19 protein-coding genes and 2 tRNA genes are annotated in these 19,513 nt (G+C 63.8%); 17 read left to right on the forward strand and 4 right to left on the reverse strand.

Going from position 1 to position 19,513, the window contains the following annotated elements; genetic code table 11:
* Positions 1-17: 17 nt before the first annotated feature.
* The 12 genes from ACP8LP_RS05215 (at position 18) to ilvC (ending at position 12,019) form a co-directional block, all read left to right on the forward strand.
* Positions 18-980, forward strand: coding sequence for a helix-turn-helix transcriptional regulator (locus tag ACP8LP_RS05215; RefSeq protein WP_015582539.1), 963 nt, complete (start codon positions 18-20; stop codon positions 978-980).
* Entirely contained in the window at positions 977-1,945 is a 969-nt protein-coding gene (locus ACP8LP_RS05220; protein ID WP_484483317.1) for a WYL domain-containing protein, read from the forward strand. The genes ACP8LP_RS05215 and ACP8LP_RS05220 overlap by 4 nt, the downstream gene beginning before the upstream one ends.
* 1 nt (position 1,946) lies before the next feature.
* Positions 1,947-2,150, forward strand: coding sequence for a hypothetical protein (locus ACP8LP_RS05225; protein ID WP_004810945.1), 204 nt, complete (start codon positions 1,947-1,949; stop codon positions 2,148-2,150).
* Positions 2,151-2,242: 92 nt separating this feature from the next.
* Complete coding sequence (locus tag ACP8LP_RS05230; protein WP_004810948.1) at positions 2,243-2,476, forward strand: twin-arginine translocase TatA/TatE family subunit; 234 nt, start codon at positions 2,243-2,245, stop codon at positions 2,474-2,476.
* An 8-nt stretch (positions 2,477-2,484) separates the two neighbouring features.
* The gene (gene tatC, locus ACP8LP_RS05235) at positions 2,485-3,378 is read left to right on the forward strand and encodes a twin-arginine translocase subunit TatC (RefSeq protein ID WP_004810949.1); all 894 of its coding nucleotides are present in this window, start codon (positions 2,485-2,487) and stop codon (positions 3,376-3,378) included.
* Between the two features lie 38 nt (positions 3,379-3,416).
* On the forward strand, positions 3,417-4,310 hold the full coding sequence (locus tag ACP8LP_RS05240; RefSeq protein ID WP_063279477.1) for a diacylglycerol/lipid kinase family protein: 894 nt from the start codon (positions 3,417-3,419) through the stop codon (positions 4,308-4,310).
* A 29-nt stretch (positions 4,311-4,339) separates the two neighbouring features.
* Positions 4,340-7,099 carry a DEAD/DEAH box helicase gene (locus tag ACP8LP_RS05245; RefSeq protein ID WP_484483318.1) on the forward strand — a complete coding sequence of 920 codons (2,760 nt, stop codon included), beginning with the start codon at positions 4,340-4,342 and terminating at the stop codon, positions 7,097-7,099.
* 71 nt (positions 7,100-7,170) lie between these two features.
* Complete coding sequence (hisF, locus tag ACP8LP_RS05250; protein WP_016667809.1) at positions 7,171-7,932, forward strand: imidazole glycerol phosphate synthase subunit HisF; 762 nt, start codon at positions 7,171-7,173, stop codon at positions 7,930-7,932.
* A gap of 44 nt (positions 7,933-7,976) precedes the next feature.
* Positions 7,977-8,387, forward strand: coding sequence for an HIT family protein (locus tag ACP8LP_RS05255; RefSeq protein ID WP_016667808.1), 411 nt, complete (start codon positions 7,977-7,979; stop codon positions 8,385-8,387).
* Between the two features lie 207 nt (positions 8,388-8,594).
* Positions 8,595-10,427 carry an acetolactate synthase large subunit gene (locus ACP8LP_RS05260; protein WP_484483358.1) on the forward strand — a complete coding sequence of 611 codons (1,833 nt, stop codon included), beginning with the start codon at positions 8,595-8,597 and terminating at the stop codon, positions 10,425-10,427.
* Positions 10,424-10,930 (forward strand): acetolactate synthase small subunit, encoded by a 507-nt coding sequence (gene ilvN, locus ACP8LP_RS05265; protein WP_484483319.1) that lies wholly within the window; start codon positions 10,424-10,426, stop codon positions 10,928-10,930. Before ACP8LP_RS05260 ends, ilvN begins: the two co-directional genes overlap by 4 nt.
* Before the next feature lie 60 nt (positions 10,931-10,990).
* The gene (ilvC, locus tag ACP8LP_RS05270; protein ID WP_016667806.1) at positions 10,991-12,019 is read left to right on the forward strand and encodes a ketol-acid reductoisomerase; all 1,029 of its coding nucleotides are present in this window, start codon (positions 10,991-10,993) and stop codon (positions 12,017-12,019) included.
* A gap of 84 nt (positions 12,020-12,103) precedes the next feature.
* On the opposite strand, the gene ACP8LP_RS05275 is transcribed toward ilvC, so the two are convergent.
* Together ACP8LP_RS05275 and ACP8LP_RS05280 are read right to left on the reverse strand one after the other, a co-directional pair.
* Entirely contained in the window at positions 12,104-12,682 is a 579-nt protein-coding gene (locus tag ACP8LP_RS05275; protein WP_036976641.1) for an O-methyltransferase, read from the reverse strand.
* 100 nt (positions 12,683-12,782) lie between these two features.
* Positions 12,783-13,841, reverse strand: a complete 1,059-nt coding sequence (locus ACP8LP_RS05280) for a 3-isopropylmalate dehydrogenase (protein ID WP_063279475.1) — start codon at positions 13,839-13,841, stop codon at positions 12,783-12,785.
* 89 nt (positions 13,842-13,930) lie between these two features.
* Between ACP8LP_RS05280 and ACP8LP_RS05285 the strand changes: the two genes are divergently transcribed.
* On the forward strand, positions 13,931-15,022 hold the full coding sequence (locus tag ACP8LP_RS05285) for a branched-chain amino acid aminotransferase (RefSeq protein WP_016667803.1): 1,092 nt from the start codon (positions 13,931-13,933) through the stop codon (positions 15,020-15,022).
* A gap of 111 nt (positions 15,023-15,133) precedes the next feature.
* On the opposite strand, the gene ACP8LP_RS05290 is transcribed toward ACP8LP_RS05285, so the two are convergent.
* A complete protein-coding gene (locus tag ACP8LP_RS05290) occupies positions 15,134-16,417 on the reverse strand; it encodes a thymidine phosphorylase (RefSeq protein ID WP_016667802.1) in 1,284 nt (427 codons plus the stop codon).
* Between the two features lie 82 nt (positions 16,418-16,499).
* Here ACP8LP_RS05290 and ACP8LP_RS05295 point away from each other — a divergent pair, with 82 nt between their 5' ends.
* The 4 genes from ACP8LP_RS05295 to ACP8LP_RS05310 all read left to right on the forward strand — a co-directional run bounded on the left by ACP8LP_RS05295 (position 16,500) and on the right by ACP8LP_RS05310 (position 18,621).
* On the forward strand, positions 16,500-17,300 hold the full coding sequence (locus tag ACP8LP_RS05295; protein ID WP_063279474.1) for a fumarylacetoacetate hydrolase family protein: 801 nt from the start codon (positions 16,500-16,502) through the stop codon (positions 17,298-17,300).
* On the forward strand, positions 17,300-18,262 hold the full coding sequence (locus ACP8LP_RS05300; protein ID WP_484483320.1) for a CPBP family intramembrane glutamic endopeptidase: 963 nt from the start codon (positions 17,300-17,302) through the stop codon (positions 18,260-18,262). The genes ACP8LP_RS05295 and ACP8LP_RS05300 overlap by 1 nt, the downstream gene beginning before the upstream one ends.
* A 75-nt stretch (positions 18,263-18,337) precedes the next feature.
* Positions 18,338-18,409, forward strand: a tRNA-Gln gene (locus ACP8LP_RS05305).
* A gap of 136 nt (positions 18,410-18,545) precedes the next feature.
* Positions 18,546-18,621, forward strand: a tRNA-Glu gene (locus ACP8LP_RS05310).
* A gap of 139 nt (positions 18,622-18,760) precedes the next feature.
* On the opposite strand, the gene ACP8LP_RS05315 is transcribed toward ACP8LP_RS05310, so the two are convergent.
* A complete protein-coding gene (locus ACP8LP_RS05315; protein WP_004810977.1) occupies positions 18,761-19,480 on the reverse strand; it encodes an IclR family transcriptional regulator in 720 nt (239 codons plus the stop codon).
* Positions 19,481-19,513: the final 33 nt, after the last annotated feature.

Here is a 19,513-nt window from a genome sequence, read left to right on the forward strand (position 1 = left end):
TGGAAGGGAGGATGCCGATGGCTGCGCAGCGTTCGGAGAGGTTGGTCAACCTCGTCATCGCTCTCCTGGTCACTGACCGTCCTCTCACTCGTGCCCAGCTGCGCGACATGATCGAGGACTACCGCAGGGTCTCCGAGGTCGCTTTCCAGCGCTCCTTCGAGCGCGACAAGGAGGAACTGCGTCGGATCGGCATCACCGTCGAGTCCGTGACCCTCGACACCTTCTTCGGCGACGAGGTCGGTTACCGCATCCCCCGTGCGGACGTCGAGCTACCTCCCGTGCAGTTCACCCAGGCCGAGGCCGACGCCCTGGCCACTGCGGCGAGGGTGTGGCGGGAGTCCGTTCTTGACGAGTCCTCCACCTCTGCGCTGGTGAAGCTGCGGGCTGCTGGTGTCGAGCCCGACACCGAGGCCGGTATTGCCACGCAGGTCGTCACGGGAGCTGACGCGCCGTCCTTCTCTGATCTGTGGCGGGCCACCATCGACCGGTCCCGGGTGAGGTTCGGGTACCGAGGTGGCAAACAGCGCACCGTCGATCCATGGCGAATGGCTCTGCGCCGGGGACGTTGGTACCTCGTTGGACGTGATGTGGACCGCGACGAGCCGCGACTGTTCCGTCTCTCGCGCATCAGTTCTGCGGTGACGACCGTGGGGGAGCCCGGTACCGTCACCAGTCCCGAACCTGAGGTCATTGAGGCCCACCTCAATCGCCTCGAACCGCCGGAGCCCGAGGAGGTCGACGTCACCATGGCCGTCGCTCCCGGTGTGCGTCTGGGAGTCATGACGACTCGTGCGGAGTGGGATGGACCCGTTCCTGAGGGGTACGAGGTCGTCACCGGCGGGTTTGGCGGATATGACGAGGCCGCCACCGCGGTGCTGCGCGCTGGTGGACGGATCATTCTGCTCGCCCCGGAGAAGGCCCGCACGGTGCTCGCCGATCGTATTCAGGCCGTCCTGCGGTTGGAGGAGGATGCCTCATGACCGCCCGTACTGACACCGCCAGACTGCTCGCGCTCATCCCGTATCTGCGTTCCCATCCCGGAGTCGCCGTCACCGAGGTCGCTAGGGTCTTCGGAGTGACCACCGACCGGGTGATCGCGGATCTCAAGATCCTGTGGATGGTCGGACTGCCCGGCGGCATGCCGGACGATCTCATTGACATCGACATGGATGCCGTCGACTCCGACGGCACCATTACGATCACCAATGCCGACGCCCTGCCACGCCCCATGCGTCTGACACCTGACGAGGCGTGGTCCCTGCTGGCCGCTCTGCAGGTCATCGCCGATCTGGCCGACGACACCGTTCGGCCTGTCGTGGCGTCGGCGGTCGAGAAGTTGCGCCAGGTCTGCCCGCAGTCCGGTCCGGATCCGGTCGAAGCCAGCGTGGAGGCCGATTACGATCCGCGTTCGGAATGGTTCACCGGAGCCTGCGCCAACAAGTGGCGCATCGAGATCGTCCACAAGCGAGGCGATGACCCCACCCCGCACACCCAGGTCGTCGATCCTGTCCGGGTAGAGGTTCGTGACGGTCATCGTTACCTCGTAGGGTGGTCGATGGCCCGCAAACAGTGGCGAACCTGGCGTCTGGATCGCATCGTGACAGGCAAGAGGTTGGGTCACGCCACAAATCATGGCCGTCCGCCCAAGACTCTTGAGTGGTTTTCCGATGTCGTCGATGAAGTGACACTGACCCTGGCCCCGCGTGCCGGATGGGTCGCCGAATACCACCCGGTGCGTCACGTCGAGAAGGACGGGGACGTGTGGAAGGTGACGTTCGCAGTCGCCTCACCGACCTGGCTCGCCGAGCTCATGGTGGGTCTGAGCCCCGATGTCCTCGCCGTAGATCCGCCTCGTGCGGCTGCTCCAGCGATTCAGCTGGCACGCGCGGCCGCCATCGCCAACGGTATTGAGGCGCCACAGCGTGAGGCTGGGGGCGAGTCCTGATATGTGGTGGATGTGGGTTCTTGTCCTCGCATTCGTCCTGTTTGTCGTGGAGATCGTGGTCGGCATGATCTGGTTGTGGCACAAGGTCGTCGCATTGCTGAGCGACGTGGAACGGACGACCAGTCGGCTCGACGAGTTGGCTCACGTCCTGGAGGATCTCGACACCACTGCTGGTAAGGAGTCGATGAGGCCCGATGTACGGTGAGCGTCGTGGTAGCCTAAACGCCGATCGTCGAGCTGGCGGCCCTCCTGTGTGGTGCGGGAAGGGTGCCAGCCAAGTCTGGAAGGAGAGCCTCAATGGCTCCTCTGCTCATCGCGAATGACATGACCATCATCATCATCGTCGTCCTCGCGCTTGTTCTCTTCGGTGGTTCCCGCATCGCCGGTGTTGGCAAGGGTGCCGGTCGCGCCATCCGTGAGTTCAAGGAAGAGACTGCCGGTCTCGACAAGGGCAAGGACAAGGAGGCCGAGAAGGACATCGAGGCCGTCGAGGCTGACGTCGTCAAGGATCAGAGCAAGCCGACCGAGTGAGTCAACCCATGGCCACGGATACTCCGGTCGAGCAAGCTGAGGTGGGGCAGACCGTCGGTGAGGAGCACCGTCGGTTTGCCCGATTTCGTCCGCCCGAGGCCGGGGAGGGCGGCACGATGTCTCTCCTGGATCATGTCCGGGAGCTTCGCTACCGAATCATCGTGTCCTTCATCGCGGTTGCCATCACGAGCTCCGTGGCCTTCGTGTTCTACCGGCCGCTGGTCGAGATCGTCATGTATCCCTACCAGCAGGCCAGCGCCGCGATCAAGGAAAAGAATCCGACGGCCTCCTTGCAGGTCGTCAACAACGGTGTCGTCGCCCCGTTCGTGTTGAACATGAGGGTGGCCATCGTCGCCGGACTCATCGCAGCCTGTCCTGTCTGGTTGTACCAGATCTGGGCCTTCATCGTCCCTGGTCTTCTCGTCAACGAGAAGAAATGGGCGCTGCGATTCCTGGGATCGGCCATTCCGTTGTTCCTCATCGGCTCCGCGCTGGGATATTGGGTGCTGCCCAAGGGCATCGCCCTGATGTTGAACTTCACTCCCCACGGCATGGGCATCACCAACCTGCTGGACATGAATGCCTTCCTTGCGCTGGAGATTCGCGTCATCCTGCTGTTCGGGGTGAGCTTCCTGTTGCCGGTCGTGCTGGTCCTGCTCAACCTGGTCCACGTGTTGTCGTCTGCGCAGTTAAAGTCGGCGCGCAAGTGGTCCATCTTCGGCTTCTTCTGCCTAGGCGCCTTCGTCAATCCGTCCGGTGACCCGATCTCGATGTGTGCCCTCGCGGTACCACTGAGCGTGATGTACGTCATCGCCGAGTGGATCTGCCGCAGCAATGAGCGAAAGCGCAACACCGATGACCTGGGCATCGACAAATCCGAGTTCAACATTCAGATCGACTGATCCGTGCCCACCTCTGCGTCGCGGCAGGAGTGCGCCGCATGACAACCCGTCTGCTTGTCAATCCGGCCGCCGGTGGCGGCCGCGCTGATCGTCTCCAGCCCTGGGTGGCAGCACAGTTGCAGCGGGCCTTCGGTGACGTCGATGCCGTACACACCACCAGCTTTCAAAATGCCGACGAGGCATTGGCTGAGTTTGCGGCCACCGACGGTGAGGGGGACCGCGTCGTCGTCATGGGCGGAGACGGCATGGTCCACCTGGGACTCAACCATCTCGCAGGGACCAGGATCCGGCTCGCCATCGTGCCATCGGGAACCGGGAATGACTTTGCCTCGTCGGTGGGCCTGCCCTCCAGGGTTGACGATGCGATTAGGCACATCGTGGCTGATCAGCCCACTCGGATCGACCTCGCCGAGGTCACAGGTGCCGTGTATGGCGGGCATTGCTGGGTGGGATGCGTTGTCTCCACCGGGTACGACGCCATCGTCAACCGACGTACCAACCGCATGACGACGAAGTTCGGCCCGCTGAGTTACGGCTGGGTCGCGCTGTCAGCCCTGGCCGAGTTCACTCCCAGGCACTACCGGATCAGCATCGATGGGCAGGACCGAGAGCTCGACGCCATGCTCATCGCCGTCGGCAATGGCGGACACTTCGGTGGCGGGATGAGGGTCTGTCCGACGGCCAGCGTCGTCGACGGGTTGCTCGACATCACGATCATCCATGCCGTATCCCGCCGGACACTGCTCAGCTGCCTGCCCCTGCTGTACGCCGGCCGGTTCACCCATCTCGACTTCGTGGAGACCCTGCGCGCCCGACGCGTTGACATCGATGGAGATGACATGTTTGCGATGGCCGACGGAGAAGAGATCGGGGACGTTCCACTGACCGTCGTCGCTCGTTCATCCGCGGTCAACCTCGTCGGTCTGCCGTGACGGTCGTACCTGGCCGCTAGGTTGGAGGCATGAGCGAGACTCTTGACCGGTTCATCGCAGGGCTGTCCTTCGAACCTGACGACTACCAGGTGACGGCTTGTCAGGATCTCGACGACGGTGCCGGGGTCCTGGTCGCCGCGCCGACGGGGGCCGGTAAGACGGTGGTGGGCGAGTACGCCACTGACTTGGCTCTGGCCTCAGGTCTGAAGTGCTTCTACACCACCCCCATCAAGGCGCTGTCCAACCAGAAGTTCCATGATCTGGTGGCTCGTCACGGTGAGGACCAGGTGGGTCTGTTGACTGGTGACGTCACCATCAACTCGGAAGCTCCCGTTGTCGTCATGACGACTGAGGTGTTGCGGAATATGATCTACCGCAACTCCCACACCCTCGACACCCTGGGTTGGGTCGTGCTCGACGAGGTGCACTACCTGGCTGATCGTTTCCGTGGCCCGGTCTGGGAGGAAGTCATCCTCGGTCTGGACCCGCAGGTCAAGATCGTCGGACTCTCGGCGACCGTGTCCAACGCGGAGGAATTCGGGGAGTGGCTGGACGAGGTGCGCGGGGACGTTCGTGTCGTCGTCTCCGAGCGTCGCCCCGTCCCGTTGACCCAGCACGTGGCCGTTGGACGGCGACTCCATGATCTCTTTGGCGACAGGCGTCTCACCGACGTCAATCCGGAGCTGATCTCCATCGCCAAGGAGGAGTCCAGATTCCAGCGGGACGACTCCCGTCGTCCCCGAGGCCGCTCTGGCAAGGGGAAACGCAATGTCTCCTATGGCAGTGGCCGGTTCGGCGGAGCCTCCGCCCAGCGTCGAGGACGAGGCGGACGTGACAAGCCGCGCGGTCCTCGTAACCAACCCAGTCGCATTCAGGTCGTGCGGTCCCTCCAGAGGGCCAATCTGCTGCCCGCCATCATCTTCGTGTTCTCCCGGGCCGGATGTGACGCCGCCGTCAGCCAATTACTCAACACCGACCTGGTCCTCACGAGCCAGCGGGAGGCCCGCCAACTGCGCCGGATCGCTGAGCGCCACGGCGAGGGATTGACAGACGAGGAGCGTCGAGCGGTGGGCTGGAACCACTTCGTGGCGGCCTTCGAGCGCGGTATCGCCGCTCACCACGCAGGACTGCTGCCGGTGCTCAAGGCCATCGTCGAGGAAGGGTTTGTCGCAGGGCTCCTCAAGGTCGTCATCGCCACGGAGACGCTGGCTCTGGGTATCAACATGCCTGCTCGCACCGTCGTGCTGGAAAAGCTCGTCAAGTACAACGGACAGACCCATGCCGACATCACACCGGGCGATTACACCCAGCTCACCGGTCGTGCCGGACGCCGCGGCATCGACACCCAGGGACATGCGGTGGTGTGCTGGCAAGCCGGGATGGATCCCCGTGCGGTGGCCGGTTTGGCGTCGCGACGGACGTATCCGCTCAACTCGGCCTTCGTCCCGACCTACAACATGGCCGTCAACCTCGTCGGATCGATGGGACGCGAGAAGGCCCGTGACTTGCTGGAACACTCCTTCGCCCAGTTCCAGACCGATCGCAGGCTGGGTGGTTCGGCAGTACGGAGCCGTAAGACCCAGTCCGAGATCGACGCCTACCTGAAAGCGGCCCACTGCGAGCACGGCGATTTCGCGGAGTACGCCCGCATGCGTGAGGAGATCGGCGAGCTGGAGCATGAGCAGGCGCGGCTGCGCAAGGGGGAACGGCCCAGCCAGGTCGCCGATTCCCTGTCCCGTCTCGACTCGGGTGACGTCATCGCGGTGCCGTCCGGTCCGTACGCCGGGTGGGTTGTCGTCGTCGACCCCGGTACTCACGGAAAACGGGGTAAGCGTCCGCATCCACTTGTCATGACCCCGGGCCGCACCGTGATTCGCCTTGGTCATGAGGACGTCGACGCCCCCGTCAAGCGGGTTGCCGGGGTCACGGTTCCGCGCCATTTTCACCCAGGAAATCAGGCCGATCGTCGATCCCTGGGTAAGGCCCTCGATCGAGTCCTTGACGGTCTGGGGCAGCCGGTCATCCAACCGAAACGTCCCGAGGTGGACGCGGAACTGGCCGAGCGCATCCGTGAGCTGAGGGCTCGGATGAGGCAGCATCCCTGCCATTCCTGCCCGGATCGGGAATCCCACGCTCGCTTTGCCGAGCGTACCATGAGGCTGTCGCGTCGCAGCGAGCGAGAGTTGGCGAAAGCGCGGGCCAAAGCCACGTCGATCGCTACCCAGTTCGAGCGGATCGTGCTCGTCCTGGAGGCACTGGGATACCTCGGTGAAGGGGGCCAGGACGTCACCGACGCCGGCCGAATGTTGTCGGGGATCTACTCCGAACTCGACCTCGTGACGGCCGAGGCCATTCGGCGTGGTGTCTTCGACAAACTGGACTACCCCCAGCTGGCCGCGGTGTTGTCAACCATCGTCCACGAATCTCGTCCTGGTGATCGTGGCCACCTGCACCGCATGCCCGACCATGGCAGCGAGTCGGCGGAATCCCAGCTCCGAGCCGTGCGAGCCGAAATCGGCCTGCTGGAGCGCGATCACCGTATCGAGCGTCCTCGCGATCTCGACATCGGATTCGCGGAGATGGCCTATGCCTGGGCTGCTGGGGCCGGGTTGGAAACGGTGCTCGATGACATGAGTGCCGGTGACTTCGTGCGCCGGGTGCGCCAGGTCTGTGATCTCGCGGGCCAGATCGCTCATGCCGGAGTCTCTGAGGAGCTTGCCCACACCTGCCGTCAGGTGGTCGGTACCATGCAGCGCGGGGTCGTCACCATGGACCGCGAGGAGGAGTGAGACCGCCGCTCACCCTCGACGGCACCTGCTCACCCCCTGGGCCAAGGGGCCACGCCCGGTAGCCTGTGGCCATGGCTGTGGCTGTGCGTGTCATCCCGTGTCTCGACGTCAAAGACGGACGAGTCGTCAAGGGCGTCAACTTCGTCGGTCTGCGCGACGCCGGTGATCCGGTGGAATTGGCGGCTGAGTACGGACGCCTGGGTGCTGACGAGGTGACCTTCCTTGACATCTCCGCCTCAAGCGAGGGACGAGCCACCACCCGCGAGGTGGTGACCCGCTGCGCCGAGACGGTTTTCGTGCCCCTCACGGTGGGCGGCGGGGTACGCGGGGTTGACGACGTCGACGTCCTGCTGCGCTCGGGTGCCGACAAGGTGGGGATCAACACCGGAGCCATCGCCAACCCGGGGATCATCGACGAGGTCGCCGACCGATTCGGCAACCAGGTCATCGTGCTGTCGGTCGACGCACGACGGGAACCAGACCAGCCCTCCGGATTCGGGGTGACCACCCACGGTGGAAGCCGTTCGGCCGGTCTTGATGCCGTTGAGTGGGCGCGTCAAGCCGTCGACCGAGGAGCCGGAGAGGTCCTGCTCAACTCCATGGACGCTGACGGCACCACGGATGGTTTCGACATCGAGATGATCGAGGCGGTACGCCGGGCAGTCGACGTCCCACTCATCGCCTCGGGCGGGGCCGGCAAGGTGTCTGACTTCGTCGAGGCGGTGCGAGCCGGTGCCGACGCCGTCCTGGCTGCATCGGTGTTTCACTACCGCACCCTGACGATTGCCCAGGTCAAGGACGGCTTGCGCGAGGCCGGTTTCGAGGTCCGCTGAGCGAACATCGTCATCAGGGAGAGCTGTTGTGGTAGTCATGATTCATGGACTGCCTTTTCTGCTCAATTGCTGCGGGGGACATCCCTGCGACGATCGTTGATTCCGACGACATCTCGGTCGCATTCCTCGACATCGAGCCCTTCCAGGATGGCCACACCCTCGTCATCCCGCGGAAGCATGTCACGAGCGTTCTCGACGATGACGGGGAGTTGGCTCGTATCAGCCCGATGGTGACGAAGGTGGCTCGGCGTCTCGTCGATTCGCTGGGAGCATCCGGGGTCAACATCGTCTCCAACGCGGGTGAAGTCGCTGGTCAGAGCGTCCATCATCTTCACGTCCATGTCGTTCCGCGGTATGACCGCGAGCCCGGGATCAATGCCATTCGTTCGACCATGCCGCGACGCCCGGTCGAGGAGGTTGCTGCCATGGTGACCGGAGAGCCGAACAGAAGATAGTCCACAATATGGGACGTTTGTCCGAATTGGTTGACGGCTGGCCGCTCATGCACGAAGCTCAAAGGCATGAACGGCCAGCTTCTCGTTATTGGTTAGCGTCCTCATCCTCGGATAGGACGCTCCCTCGTGTGCCACCTCGGCAGCGAGGGTTTTTTCTTGTCCAGGATCTTGGCAGCACCAATGAAGGGCACCGTTTCGCAACCACGGATGGAGGATGGCATGACCGAGAAATCCCGGCATCAACAGATGATGACTGGCGCACAGATCGTCATCGAGAGCCTCGAGAAGCTCGGTGCCGAGGTTGTCTTCGGACTTCCCGGTGGTGCGATCATGCCAACCTATGATCCGCTGATGGATTCCGCGAGGGTGCGGCACATCCTGGTGCGCCATGAACAGGGAGCTGGCCATGCCGCAGAGGGGTACGCAGTCGCCACCGGAAAGGTGGGTGTGTGCATGGCGACCTCGGGGCCAGGCGCGACCAACCTCGTCACCCCGCTCTACGACGCCTACCTGGATTCGGTGCCACTGGTGGCCGTCACTGGTCAGGTCGGTACCACCCTCATCGGAACTGACGGTTTCCAGGAGGCCGACATACGCGGCATCACGATGCCGATCACCAAGCACAACTTCCTCATCACCCGTGCCGAGGACATCCCGTTGGCGATGGCCGAGGCCTTCCACATCGCGTCGACCGGACGACCCGGCCCGGTCCTGATCGACATCACCAAGGACGCCCAGACCTCGGTCGTCCCGTTCACGTGGCCCAAGCAGTTCGACCTGCCTGGCTACAAGCCGACGACTCGTCCCCACAGCAGGCAGATCAAGGAGGCGACCGACCTCATCCGTGCCGCTCGTCGTCCGGTGCTCTACATCGGTGGCGGCGTCGCCAAGGCCGAGGGTGCGGGCGAACTGGCTCGGTTGGTCGACATGACGAGCATCCCGGTCGCAACCACCTTGATGGCCCGCGACGTCTTACCGGCCACACATCCGTTGGCCCTCGGCATGCCCGGCATGCACGGCTCGGTGGCTGCCGTCGGGGCGTTGCAGCGCGCCGATCTCCTCATCGCCGTCGGTACTCGGTTCGACGACCGTGTCACCGGGCGTCTCGACACCTTCGGTCCCGGCGCCAAGGTCATCCACGCCGACATCGATCCGGCTGAGATCGGCAAGAATCGTCATGCCGATGTCCCGATTGTCGGGGACGCAAGGCTGACCCTGTTGCGCCTGGCGGAGTCCCTGGAGGGCAAGGAACTGCCCGATATCTTCAACTGGGTGCGTCAGCTGCAGCGGATGAAGGAGATCTACGCGCCGTCGTGGGAAGAGGTGCCCGAGGGCGAGATCTCCCCGCAACAGGTCATCCAGCGCATCGGCGCCCTGGCACCCGAGGACAGCGTGTTCGTGACAGGTGTGGGCCAGCACCAGATGTGGGCCTCCCACTTCCTGCCGCACGACAAGCCACGCTCCTGGTTGACCTCCGGCGGCGCCGGAACGATGGGGTACTGCGTCCCGGCAGCCTTGGGTGCCAAGGTCGGGCGTCCTGATGCCACCGTGTGGGGTATTGACGGTGATGGCTGCTTCCAGATGACCAACCAGGAACTCGTCACGGCCGCACTCAACGGTGCACCGGTCAAGATCGCCATCATCAACAACAACGTGCTCGGCATGGTGCGTCAGTGGCAGAACCTCTTCTTCGACTCCAGGTTCTCCCACACTGACCTGCACTCCGACCGTCTGCCGGACTTCGTCAAGCTCGCCGAGGCGATGGGCTGTGCGGCCTTCCGCGTGACCGATCCAGACAAGGTCGACGAAACGATCAAGACTGCCAACGAGATCAACGACCGTCCGGTGGTCGTGGAGTTCGTCGTCCACACTGACGCCATGGTGTGGCCGATGGTGGCCGCCGGGACCAGCAACGACGACATCAAGATCGCTCGCGACATGGCTCCCGACTGGGGAAACGCCGGGGATGAGATCACACCCGTCGATGACGAGGACGATGCGGACGACAGCGGACGACAGAACCGAGGAGAACTGAGATGACCAGACACGTGCTGTCGGTGTTGGTGACGAACCGTCCGGGCGTGCTGACCCGGGTGTCGGGCCTGTTCGCCCGCCGGGGATACAACATCGAGTCCCTGACCGTTTCGCCGACCGATGATCCCAGCGAGTCCCGGATGACGATCGGGGTGAGCGTCGTCTCCGCCCAGGCCCTCGAGCAGATCGTCAAGCAGCTCAACAAACTCATCGAGGTTCACAAGATTGTCGAGTTGGATCCCGGTGCGGTCACCCGTGAGCTCATCCTCGTCAAGGTGTGCTCCAACGTCGAGAATCGCTCCAAGATCATCGACACCGTCGAACTGTTCCGGGGCAAGACCGTCGACGTCTCATTGGAGTCACTGACGATCGAGGCGACCGGGGGACGTGAGAAGCTGGACGCATTGCTGCAGATGCTGGAGCCGTTCGGAATCATCGAACTCGTTCAGTCCGGACAGGTGGCCCTCAACCGTGGTGCCGCCGCTCTCGGGGCAAAACGCTCTGGGTGACCAGGAATTCCTCGAACCGAAATACAAGAAGGCCGAAACACAACAAGGAGACAACACACCATGGCAAAGATCTACTACGACGACGACGCCGACCTGTCCATCATCCAGAACCGTCAGGTTGCCGTCATTGGTTACGGCTCCCAGGGACATGCCCACGCCCTCAACCTGCGTGACTCCGGCGTTGACGTGCGGGTCGGTCTGCGCGAGGGTTCCTCGTCGATCGCCAAGGCTGAGGCTCAGGGTCTGCGCGTGCTGCCCATCGAGGAAGCGTGTGAGGAGGCCGACGTGATCATGGTCCTGGCCCCCGATCAGAACCAGCGTCAGCTGTACGCCGAGCAGATCGCCCCGCACCTCAAGGACGGCGACGCCCTCTTCTTCGCCCATGGCTTCAACGTCCACTTCGGCTACGTCGAGGCCCCCGAGGGCGTCGATGTCTGCATGGTCGCCCCGAAGGGCCCCGGTCACATCGTGCGTCGTGAATACGCTGACGGCCGCGGTGTCCCGGTGCTTGTCTGTGTCGAGAAGGATGCTTCTGGCATGGCCTGGGCCCTGACCAAGTCCTACGCCAAGGCCCTCGGCGGTCTGCGCGCCGGCGGCATTGAGACCAGCTTCCGTGAGGAGACCGAGACCGACCTCTTCGGTGAGCAGGCCGTGTTGTGTGGTGGCCTGTCCCATCTCATCCAGGCTGGTTTCGAGACCCTCGTCAATGCCGGTTACCAGCCGGAGATGGCCTACTTCGAGGTCTGCCATGAGATGAAGATGATCGTCGACCTCATCATCGAGGGCGGCATCTCCAAGCAGCGTTGGTCGATCTCCGACACGGCTGAGTACGGCGACTACGTCTCTGGTCCGCGGGTCGTCGACGACCATGTCAAGGAGAACATGAAGGCCGTCCTGGATGACATCCAGACCGGCGCCTTCGCCAAGCGATTCATCGACGACCAGGACGCCGGTGCTCCGGAGTTCAGGAAGCTGCGTGAGGAGGAGGCCAAGCACCCGATCGAGGCCACTGGCAAGGAGCTTCGCAAGATGTACTCCTGGCTGGCCGCCACCGACGAGGGCTACACCGAGGGCAGCGCTGCTCGCTGAGCTCGAGGTTGCTGACAACTGCCGAGGGCCCGTGGACAACCACGGGCCCTCGGGCTGTGTGCAGGAGGTATGACGAGCGGTTGCTCAGCCGCGCGGGGACAGGCGGCAGGCGACGATGGCCGCCATGTCGGAGGCGAGCTGAATCTCGGTGGCATGGACCTTCGGGTGGGTGAGCCACGCCAGCCTGGTGGTGTCGACGATGCCATTGATGTCGCGCGGGGGGAATCCGTGGCTGGGGGGCATGTCGTCGATGACGACCAAACCGCCGACGGCGACAGCCTTGAGGATGTCGTCGACCTCACGTACCCGAGCCACTCGAATCGGGACGGAGAGAAGACCGAAGGGTCCGCGTTCCAACAGGTCGTCCCAGGTGCCCTCGATGATGTCAATGTCGAGGTCAGCCAAGACCTCGCGGGCACGGGCGCACACCGTCGGATCAGGCTCGTAGCTGATGACCTTGGTGCGCTTGCGGGCCCCCAGACGCAGCCAGGCAGCTCCGGCACCGGATCCTGTCTCGCATTCCCCGATGGAGCCGTGCACTCCCGCAGCCAAGGTGGCCATGAAACGGCCGGTCTCATTACGGGTGGTGGTGAAATAGCCCATCTCCAGCGCATTGTGGAGGGCCTTCGTCACCGGTTCGGGAATCTCGGGAATGGATAGCACGGGGACATTGTGCCAGGAGGGCACATCCTTCTGGACGGTGGTGGCCGACAACTGGACACAGGAAGCCCCGGTCCTGTCGGGTCAGGGTTCTCGTTGCGGCTTAGAGACGCTCGGCGATGCCTCGCCCGATCTCGCTGGTGGTACGGGATGGCCCCGACGCCCTGGCAGCGATGTCGGCCGCAACAGCCTTGCGGATGCGTTCAGCGTCGTCGGCGTGATCGAGATGGTCCAGGAGCAAGGCCATCGAGAGAATCGCGGCGGTGGGATCAGCCTTACCGGTTCCAGCGATGTCAGGAGCCGAACCGTGCACCGGCTCGAACATCGACGGGTACTCACCAGAGGTGTTGATGTTTGCGCTGGGGGCCAGGCCGATGCCACCGGTCACCGCTCCTGCGAGGTCGGTGATGATGTCTCCGAAGAGGTTGTCGGTGACGATGACGTCGAAATGCTGTGGCTCCTTGACCAGAGCGATCGTCACGGCATCGACGTGCATGTAGTCGGTCGTCACCTGGGGGAATTCCACGGAGACCTCGTCGACAATTCGACGCCACAGCGAACCGGCGTTGACGAGAACATTGTGCTTGTGGACGAGGGTGAGGTGGCCACGACGGGCAGCTGCTCGCGAGAAGGCGTCGCGAACGACCCTCTCAACCCCGAAGGCAGTGTTGATGCTCACCTCGGTGGCAATCTCGTGGGAGGTTCCGGTCCGCACTGATCCGCCATTGCCACAGTAGAGACCTTCGGTACCTTCTCGGCAGACGATGAAGTCGATGGGTCCGGCCTCGGTGATCTCGGGAGCCAACGGAGTGGCGGTGCCGGGGTACCAGGTCGAGGGCCGCAGATTGACACCATGGTCAAGGGCGAACCGAAGTTTGAGCAGCAGACCTCGTTCCAGGAGTCCTGAGGGGACCTCGGTCGAGCCGGGAGTGGCACCGACGGCTCCCAGCACGATGGCATCTGCCTTCGAGATCTCGACCAGGGTGGAGTCATTGAGGACCTCCCCGGTGGTCTTCCAGTGCTCGGCGCCGAGGTGGTACTCATGGGTGGTGAAGGTCTCGGTCCCGATCGTCCGCTCCAACACGTGGAGAGCCTGCTCGGTGACCTCGGGGCCGATTCCGTCGCCACCGATGACGGCGAGCTGCATCACGTCGTTCGTCATGGTCGAAACCCTACCTGGATGGTCCACGATGTGATCATGCGATTTCACGAATTGGAACAGAGGGTTCTCCCTCGGTGTAGCGTGTGGCCATGAGTTTGCGCTTTGCTTCTGCTGATGATCTGACGTGGTCCTCCGACGAGCGGATCGCGCTGGAACATGCCACTCCCCGATTTGGTGAGGTTTTCATCGACCACATGGCCCTTGCCACCTGGCAGGCCGGTGACGGCTGGGGAGACGACGCCGTGGTCAATTACCGTGGTCTGGACATCAATCCTGGTGGTGCTGTTCTCCATTACGCCCAGGAGATTTTCGAGGGCCTCAAGGCCTACCGTCACGCCGACGGGTCCGTATGGCTTTTCCGTCCCGACCAGAACGGTGAGCGTTTCGCCCTGTCGGCTGAGCGCCTTGCCCTGCCCAAGTTGCCGATTGATGACTTCGTCAACGCCTGTGTGCGGTTGGCCGAGGTCGACGCCCGCTGGGTTCCTGATCCCGGGGAGGACGGCGAGAAGTCCCTCTACCTGCGTCCGTTCATGATTGCCAACCAGGATTTCCTCGGCGTCGCTCCAGCGACGACGGTGCTGTTCTCCGTGATCGGCTCACCGGTGGGCGCCTACTTCGTCGGGGGAGTGAAGCCAGTGCGCATCCTCGTCGAGCGCCAGCAGGCCCGTACTGCTCCCGGCGGCACAGGCGAGGCGAAGTGCGGTGGCAACTACGCTGCCTCGCTGCGCTCCCAGATCGAGGCTCAGGCCCGCGGCTGCGCCCAGGTGCTCTTCGTCGACGCGGTCGAGCACCGCTGGATCGAGGAGCTCGGCGGCATGAACTTCATGGCCGTCAGCAAGGACGGCCAGCTCATCACCCCGGAGCTGACGGGCACGATCCTGCGCGGTATCACCCGTCGGTCCATCCTCGAGGTGGCCCCGGATCTCGGCCTGGAGCCGGTGGAGCGCAAGCTCGGCATCGACGAGATGCTTGACGGAGTGCGCTCGGGCGAGTTCCCGGAGGTCTTCGCCTGCGGTACCGCTGCGGTCGTCACCCCGATCGGATCCTTCCTCGACGGCGACGACGAGGTGACGGTCGCCGAGCCGACCGGAAAGACCACGATGGAGATTCGTCGTCGTCTCCTTGACATCCAGTTCGGTCGTGCCGAGGACACTCATGGGTGGCTCAAGCGAGTCTGTTGACCGGCACAACGTCAAAACTGTCCTGACGACACCTGTCCTGACGGCACTGGGGCCGGTTCACCAGAAGTGGACCGGCCCCAGTCGTCGTCAGATGCCCTAGGTGCGATCCGCTCAGGCCGTAATGGTGTCGACGACGATGGTGCGGGGCTGGAAGGACTTCCCGACGGTGAAGGCGTCGATCAAGGCGTCCTCGGCGCGCGAGATGGTGTCGGCGGTATCGGTGAGCAGGGTTGCCAGCGGCTGGCCAGCGACGACCCGATCACCCGGGCGAACGCGCAACATGACGCCGGCGGCAGCCTGCACCGGATCCTCCTTGCGAGCTCGTCCCGCTCCCAGACGCCAGGCGGCCAGGCCGACGGACATCGCGTCGATTCCGGTGACGATGCCAGCTTCGGAGGCGATGACGTCCTGGGAATGGTGAGCCACCGGCAGCGGAGCATCGGGGTCGCCGCCCTGGGCACGGACCATGTCGCGCCAGACGTCCATGGCCTTGCCGCTGGCAAGGACGTCGGCCGGGTCAGTGCCATCCAGCCCAGCGGCCTTGACCATCTGGCGGGCCAGCGCGACGGTGAGGTCGACGACGTCGGCAGGTCCGCCGCCGGACAGCACCTCGAGGGACTCGGCCACCTCGATGCCGTTACCGCAGGCATAACCCAGCGGGACGTCCATCCTGGTCAGCAGGGCGGTGGTGCGCACGCCGGCGGACTCGCCCAGGCCGACGAGACGACGTGCCAGCTCGCGGGCGTCCTCCTCAGTCTTCATAAAAGCTCCCGAGCCCGTCTTGACGTCGAGGACAAGGCTGTCGGTGCCCTCGGCGATCTTCTTGCTCATGATCGAGGAGGCGATGAGGGGGATTGACTCGACGGTGCCGGTGACGTCACGCAAGGCATAGAGCTTCTTGTCCGCGGGGGCAAGCCCGGGCCCGGCAGCGCAGATGACGGCGCCGACAGTGTCGAGCTGGGCAACCATCTCGTCGTGGGAGAGGTCCGCCCGCCACCCGGGAATTGCCTCCATCTTGTCGAGGGTGCCGCCGGTGTGGCCCAGGCCGCGGCCGGACAGCTGGGGAACGGCTGCACCGCAGGCAGCGACGAGGGGAGCCAAAGGCAGGGTTATCTTGTCACCGACACCACCGGTGGAGTGCTTGTCGACGGTGGGACGAGACAGCCCCTTGAAGCTCATTCGCTCGCCGGACTCGATCATCGCCGTTGTCCAGGTCGAGAGCTCCTCGTCGTCCAGACCCTGGAAGAACACCGCCATGGCCATGGCGGACATCTGTTCATCGGCGACGACACCATCGGTGTACGCGCGAATGAGCCAACGGATCTGATCGGAGTCGAGGGTCTGACCTCCGCGCTTGGCGCGGATGAGGTCGAGGACGGAGTAGGTGGTGATCATGCCGGAAAGTATGGCAGGACCAGCGGGTTCTCGGTGCGTGGATGCCCCCGTTGTGTCGCGTGTCGCCATTACTCTTGGACCCATGCGTATTGCCCGGTTTGTCACAGCTGGTTCCGACCCCGCCTTCGGGATCGTTGAACTCGCCGCCGATCACGGAGACCATCCCGACACCATCGCCGGCATCACTGGAGACCCAGTGGCGGCTCCGGTTCAGTACACCGGTGCTCGTCACGACCTCGCTGACGTCCGGTTGCTGTCTCCGGTGATTCCGCGCTCCAAGATCATCGGAATCGGCCGTAACTACACCGAACATGCCAGTGAGCTGGGTAATGAAGTCCCATCCCGGCCTCTGCTCTTCCTCAAGCCCAACACCTCGGTCATCGGACCTGACGAGGCCATCGTCCGGCCGGCCGCATCCTCGAACCTGCACTACGAGGGGGAGCTGGCCATCGTCATCGGTCGCATCTGCAAGGACGTCCCCGAGGAAAGGGCCCAGGAAGTCATCTTCGGGTTCACCGCGGCCAACGACGTCACCGCTCGCGACATGCAGAACTCCGACGGCCACTGGGTGCGTGCCAAGGGGGCGGACACCTTCTGCCCACTCGGTCCATGGATGGTCACCCACTTCTCCATCGCCGAGGCCTCACACCGACAGATCGTCACTCGTCTGGACGGCGAGGAGGTCCAGCACGGCAACACCGGCCAGATGATCCACACCATTCCCAAACTCATCTCCTACGTTTCGTCCTGCATGACCCTGTTGCCCGGCGACGTCCTCCTCACCGGAACTCCTGCGGGAGTTGGGCCCATGGAACCCGGCCAGCGCGTCGAGGTCGAGATCGAGGGGATCGGTACCCTGGCCAATACCGTCGTGGAGGTTTGATGGCGACTCGTGCCGTGTCCCGCCGCTCGACGGTGACCGACCCTGAGCCGCGAGCGGACTACACCCGGGTCCTCGTCGATTCCTCGGCTGGACCGGGCCCCGGTCTGCTCGGTCTCATTGGGCTTTTTCTGGGGTACGCGATCATCGTCCCCGGGCTGCTGTACGCCTTCCTGGGGATCGGTTTCCTCTTCGAGCGCAACGACGGGGAAGGGTTCAGTGCCTACTACAAGCGAGCAGCTGGCTATCACACCGTCGGAGGCCTCATCGCCACCCATCTGGCGCTGGCAAGCCTCATCGTCGTGGTGTTGGTGCTGGCGCGGTATCTCAACCATCGCGCGCCTCGGTGGGTGGCATCAGTCCAACCAGACATTCGATGGCGTTTCGGCCTGCTGGTGGCTCTGGTTGCCGTCGTCGTGCTCAACCTGACCCAGCTGCTGGTACGCGGGGGTGCAGACGCCCATTACACCGTTCCCCGGTACTGGTGGGTGTGGCTGTTGGCGATCATCATCACATCGCCCTTGCAGGCCCTTGCCGAGGAGATGTTCTTCCGGGGATATCTCATGAACGTCATCTCCGGACTGGCCTTGAACCTGCCTGAGAAAGCGGGTCGATGGCTCTCGGTCGTCGGTTCCGCCCTCATCTTTGCCTTGATGCACGGCACCCAGAACGCCTGGCTCTTCGCCGACAGACTCGCCTTCGGATTACTCGCTGGATGGCTCGTCATCGTCACCGGTGGCTTGGAGGCCGGGGTTGCTGCCCACGTCGTCAACAACCTCTTTGCCTTCGGCTATGCGGTCTTTCTGGGAGGGGTGTCGCAGGCTCGCGGCATGACCTCGATGGGTTGGGTCGACGCGGCCTGGGACATCGGCGGATTCCTGGCCATTGCCTTGGCCGGGTGGTGGATCGGGAACCTCATGAGAGTCGCTCGAAGGACACCCCCACGGCAAGGTATTTCGTCCTGATTTGCAAAGTGGGAGGAGAGTTCGTTAAAGTTTCTCGTCGTTGCGCCACTGAGGTACACCGAGGTGGAACGACAATGGGGTATAGGGTAATTGGCAGCCCGACTGATTCTGGTTCAGTTAGTCCAGGTTCGAGTCCTGGTACCCCAGCTCGGGAGACTGAAACCATGAAGTTGCGAAAGCGGCAGAATGATTGCTAAGGTTTTCCAGCCTAGTCCGGAAAGGATGCGGGAACAACAGAAAAAGGTTATCAAGACCCGAATTTAACGAGTATTGATGTCCGTATGGCCCCGTAGTGCAGCGGCCTAGCACGCGGCCCTCTCAAGGCTGAAACGGCGGTTCGAATCCGCTCGGGGCTACCATCAATCAATGGCCCGGATCCGTCAGGATCCGGGCCATTGATTTCACACCGGGGAAATGCTGACGCTGCCATTTCCGAGAATCAAGAAGGGATGGAAGGGAATTCCCCCGCATCCCAGGCGCACACCGGGACGACCGGCCTCACTTGGCAGAGCGCCGCAGCACCTCGGACAGACGCCCTCCGGCAGCGACGACCGCAGGAGCGTGAATACGTCCGGGTTGGCGGGTCAGACGCTCAATCGGTCCAGAGACGGAGACGGCCGCAATGACCTTGCCGGAGGGGGACCGCACCGGGGCAGAGACCGAGGCGACGCCGGCTTCGCGCTCGCCCACCGATTGGGACCAGCCGCGCTTGCGTACGGCAGCGAGGGTGACCTCGGAGAAGGCGGAGTTGCTCAATCCACGACGGATCTTGTCGCTGTCCTCCCACGCCAGCAGAATCTGAGCCGCTGATCCAGCGTCCATGGACAGGATGGATCCCACCGGGATGGTGTCCCGCAATCCGGTCGGACGCTCGGCGGTGGCTGCACAGACGCGGCTGCCAGCCTGACGACGGTAGAGCTGAGCGGATTCACCGGTGATGTCTCGAAGTCTGGCCAGGATCGGTCCAGATGCAGCCAGGAGACGATCCTCGCCGGCTGCCGCCGCGAGCTCTGAGAGCCTCGGGCCGAGAATGAAGCGGCCTTGCAGATCACGACTGACGAACCGATGGTGTTCCAGCGCGCGGGCCAGACGATGGGCCGTCGGACGGGCCAATCCGGTCATCTGAACCAGTCCTGCCAAGGATGCCGGACCCGTCTCCAGAGCAGCCAACACGAGGGCGGCCTTGTCCAGCACGCCCACACCACTTGATTCGTCCATATGGCGATATTAGCGTTCCAAATCCTGATCGTC

The organism is Cutibacterium sp. LaCa_89 (genome assembly GCF_058177555.1).

What these genes read in the sequence shown, in the direction of transcription:
- ACP8LP_RS05215 (WP_015582539.1), top strand. Translation starts at nt 18, where the DNA reads ATGGCTGCGCAGCGTTCGGAGAGGTTGGTCAACCTCGTCATCGCTCTC.
- ACP8LP_RS05220 (WP_484483317.1), top strand. Translation starts at nt 977, where the DNA reads ATGACCGCCCGTACTGACACCGCCAGACTGCTCGCGCTCATCCCGTAT.
- ACP8LP_RS05225 (WP_004810945.1), top strand. Translation starts at nt 1,947, where the DNA reads ATGTGGTGGATGTGGGTTCTTGTCCTCGCATTCGTCCTGTTTGTCGTG.
- ACP8LP_RS05230 (WP_004810948.1), top strand. Translation starts at nt 2,243, where the DNA reads ATGGCTCCTCTGCTCATCGCGAATGACATGACCATCATCATCATCGTC.
- tatC (WP_004810949.1), top strand. Translation starts at nt 2,485, where the DNA reads ATGGCCACGGATACTCCGGTCGAGCAAGCTGAGGTGGGGCAGACCGTC.
- ACP8LP_RS05240 (WP_063279477.1), top strand. Translation starts at nt 3,417, where the DNA reads ATGACAACCCGTCTGCTTGTCAATCCGGCCGCCGGTGGCGGCCGCGCT.
- ACP8LP_RS05245 (WP_484483318.1), top strand. Translation starts at nt 4,340, where the DNA reads ATGAGCGAGACTCTTGACCGGTTCATCGCAGGGCTGTCCTTCGAACCT.
- hisF (WP_016667809.1), top strand. Translation starts at nt 7,171, where the DNA reads ATGGCTGTGGCTGTGCGTGTCATCCCGTGTCTCGACGTCAAAGACGGA.
- ACP8LP_RS05255 (WP_016667808.1), top strand. Translation starts at nt 7,977, where the DNA reads ATGGACTGCCTTTTCTGCTCAATTGCTGCGGGGGACATCCCTGCGACG.
- ACP8LP_RS05260 (WP_484483358.1), top strand. Translation starts at nt 8,595, where the DNA reads ATGGAGGATGGCATGACCGAGAAATCCCGGCATCAACAGATGATGACT.
- ilvN (WP_484483319.1), top strand. Translation starts at nt 10,424, where the DNA reads ATGACCAGACACGTGCTGTCGGTGTTGGTGACGAACCGTCCGGGCGTG.
- ilvC (WP_016667806.1), top strand. Translation starts at nt 10,991, where the DNA reads ATGGCAAAGATCTACTACGACGACGACGCCGACCTGTCCATCATCCAG.
- ACP8LP_RS05280 (WP_063279475.1), bottom strand. Translation starts at nt 13,841, where the DNA reads ATGACGAACGACGTGATGCAGCTCGCCGTCATCGGTGGCGACGGAATC.
- ACP8LP_RS05285 (WP_016667803.1), top strand. Translation starts at nt 13,931, where the DNA reads ATGAGTTTGCGCTTTGCTTCTGCTGATGATCTGACGTGGTCCTCCGAC.
- ACP8LP_RS05290 (WP_016667802.1), bottom strand. Translation starts at nt 16,417, where the DNA reads ATGATCACCACCTACTCCGTCCTCGACCTCATCCGCGCCAAGCGCGGA.
- ACP8LP_RS05295 (WP_063279474.1), top strand. Translation starts at nt 16,500, where the DNA reads ATGCGTATTGCCCGGTTTGTCACAGCTGGTTCCGACCCCGCCTTCGGG.
- ACP8LP_RS05300 (WP_484483320.1), top strand. Translation starts at nt 17,300, where the DNA reads ATGGCGACTCGTGCCGTGTCCCGCCGCTCGACGGTGACCGACCCTGAG.
- ACP8LP_RS05315 (WP_004810977.1), bottom strand. Translation starts at nt 19,480, where the DNA reads ATGGACGAATCAAGTGGTGTGGGCGTGCTGGACAAGGCCGCCCTCGTG.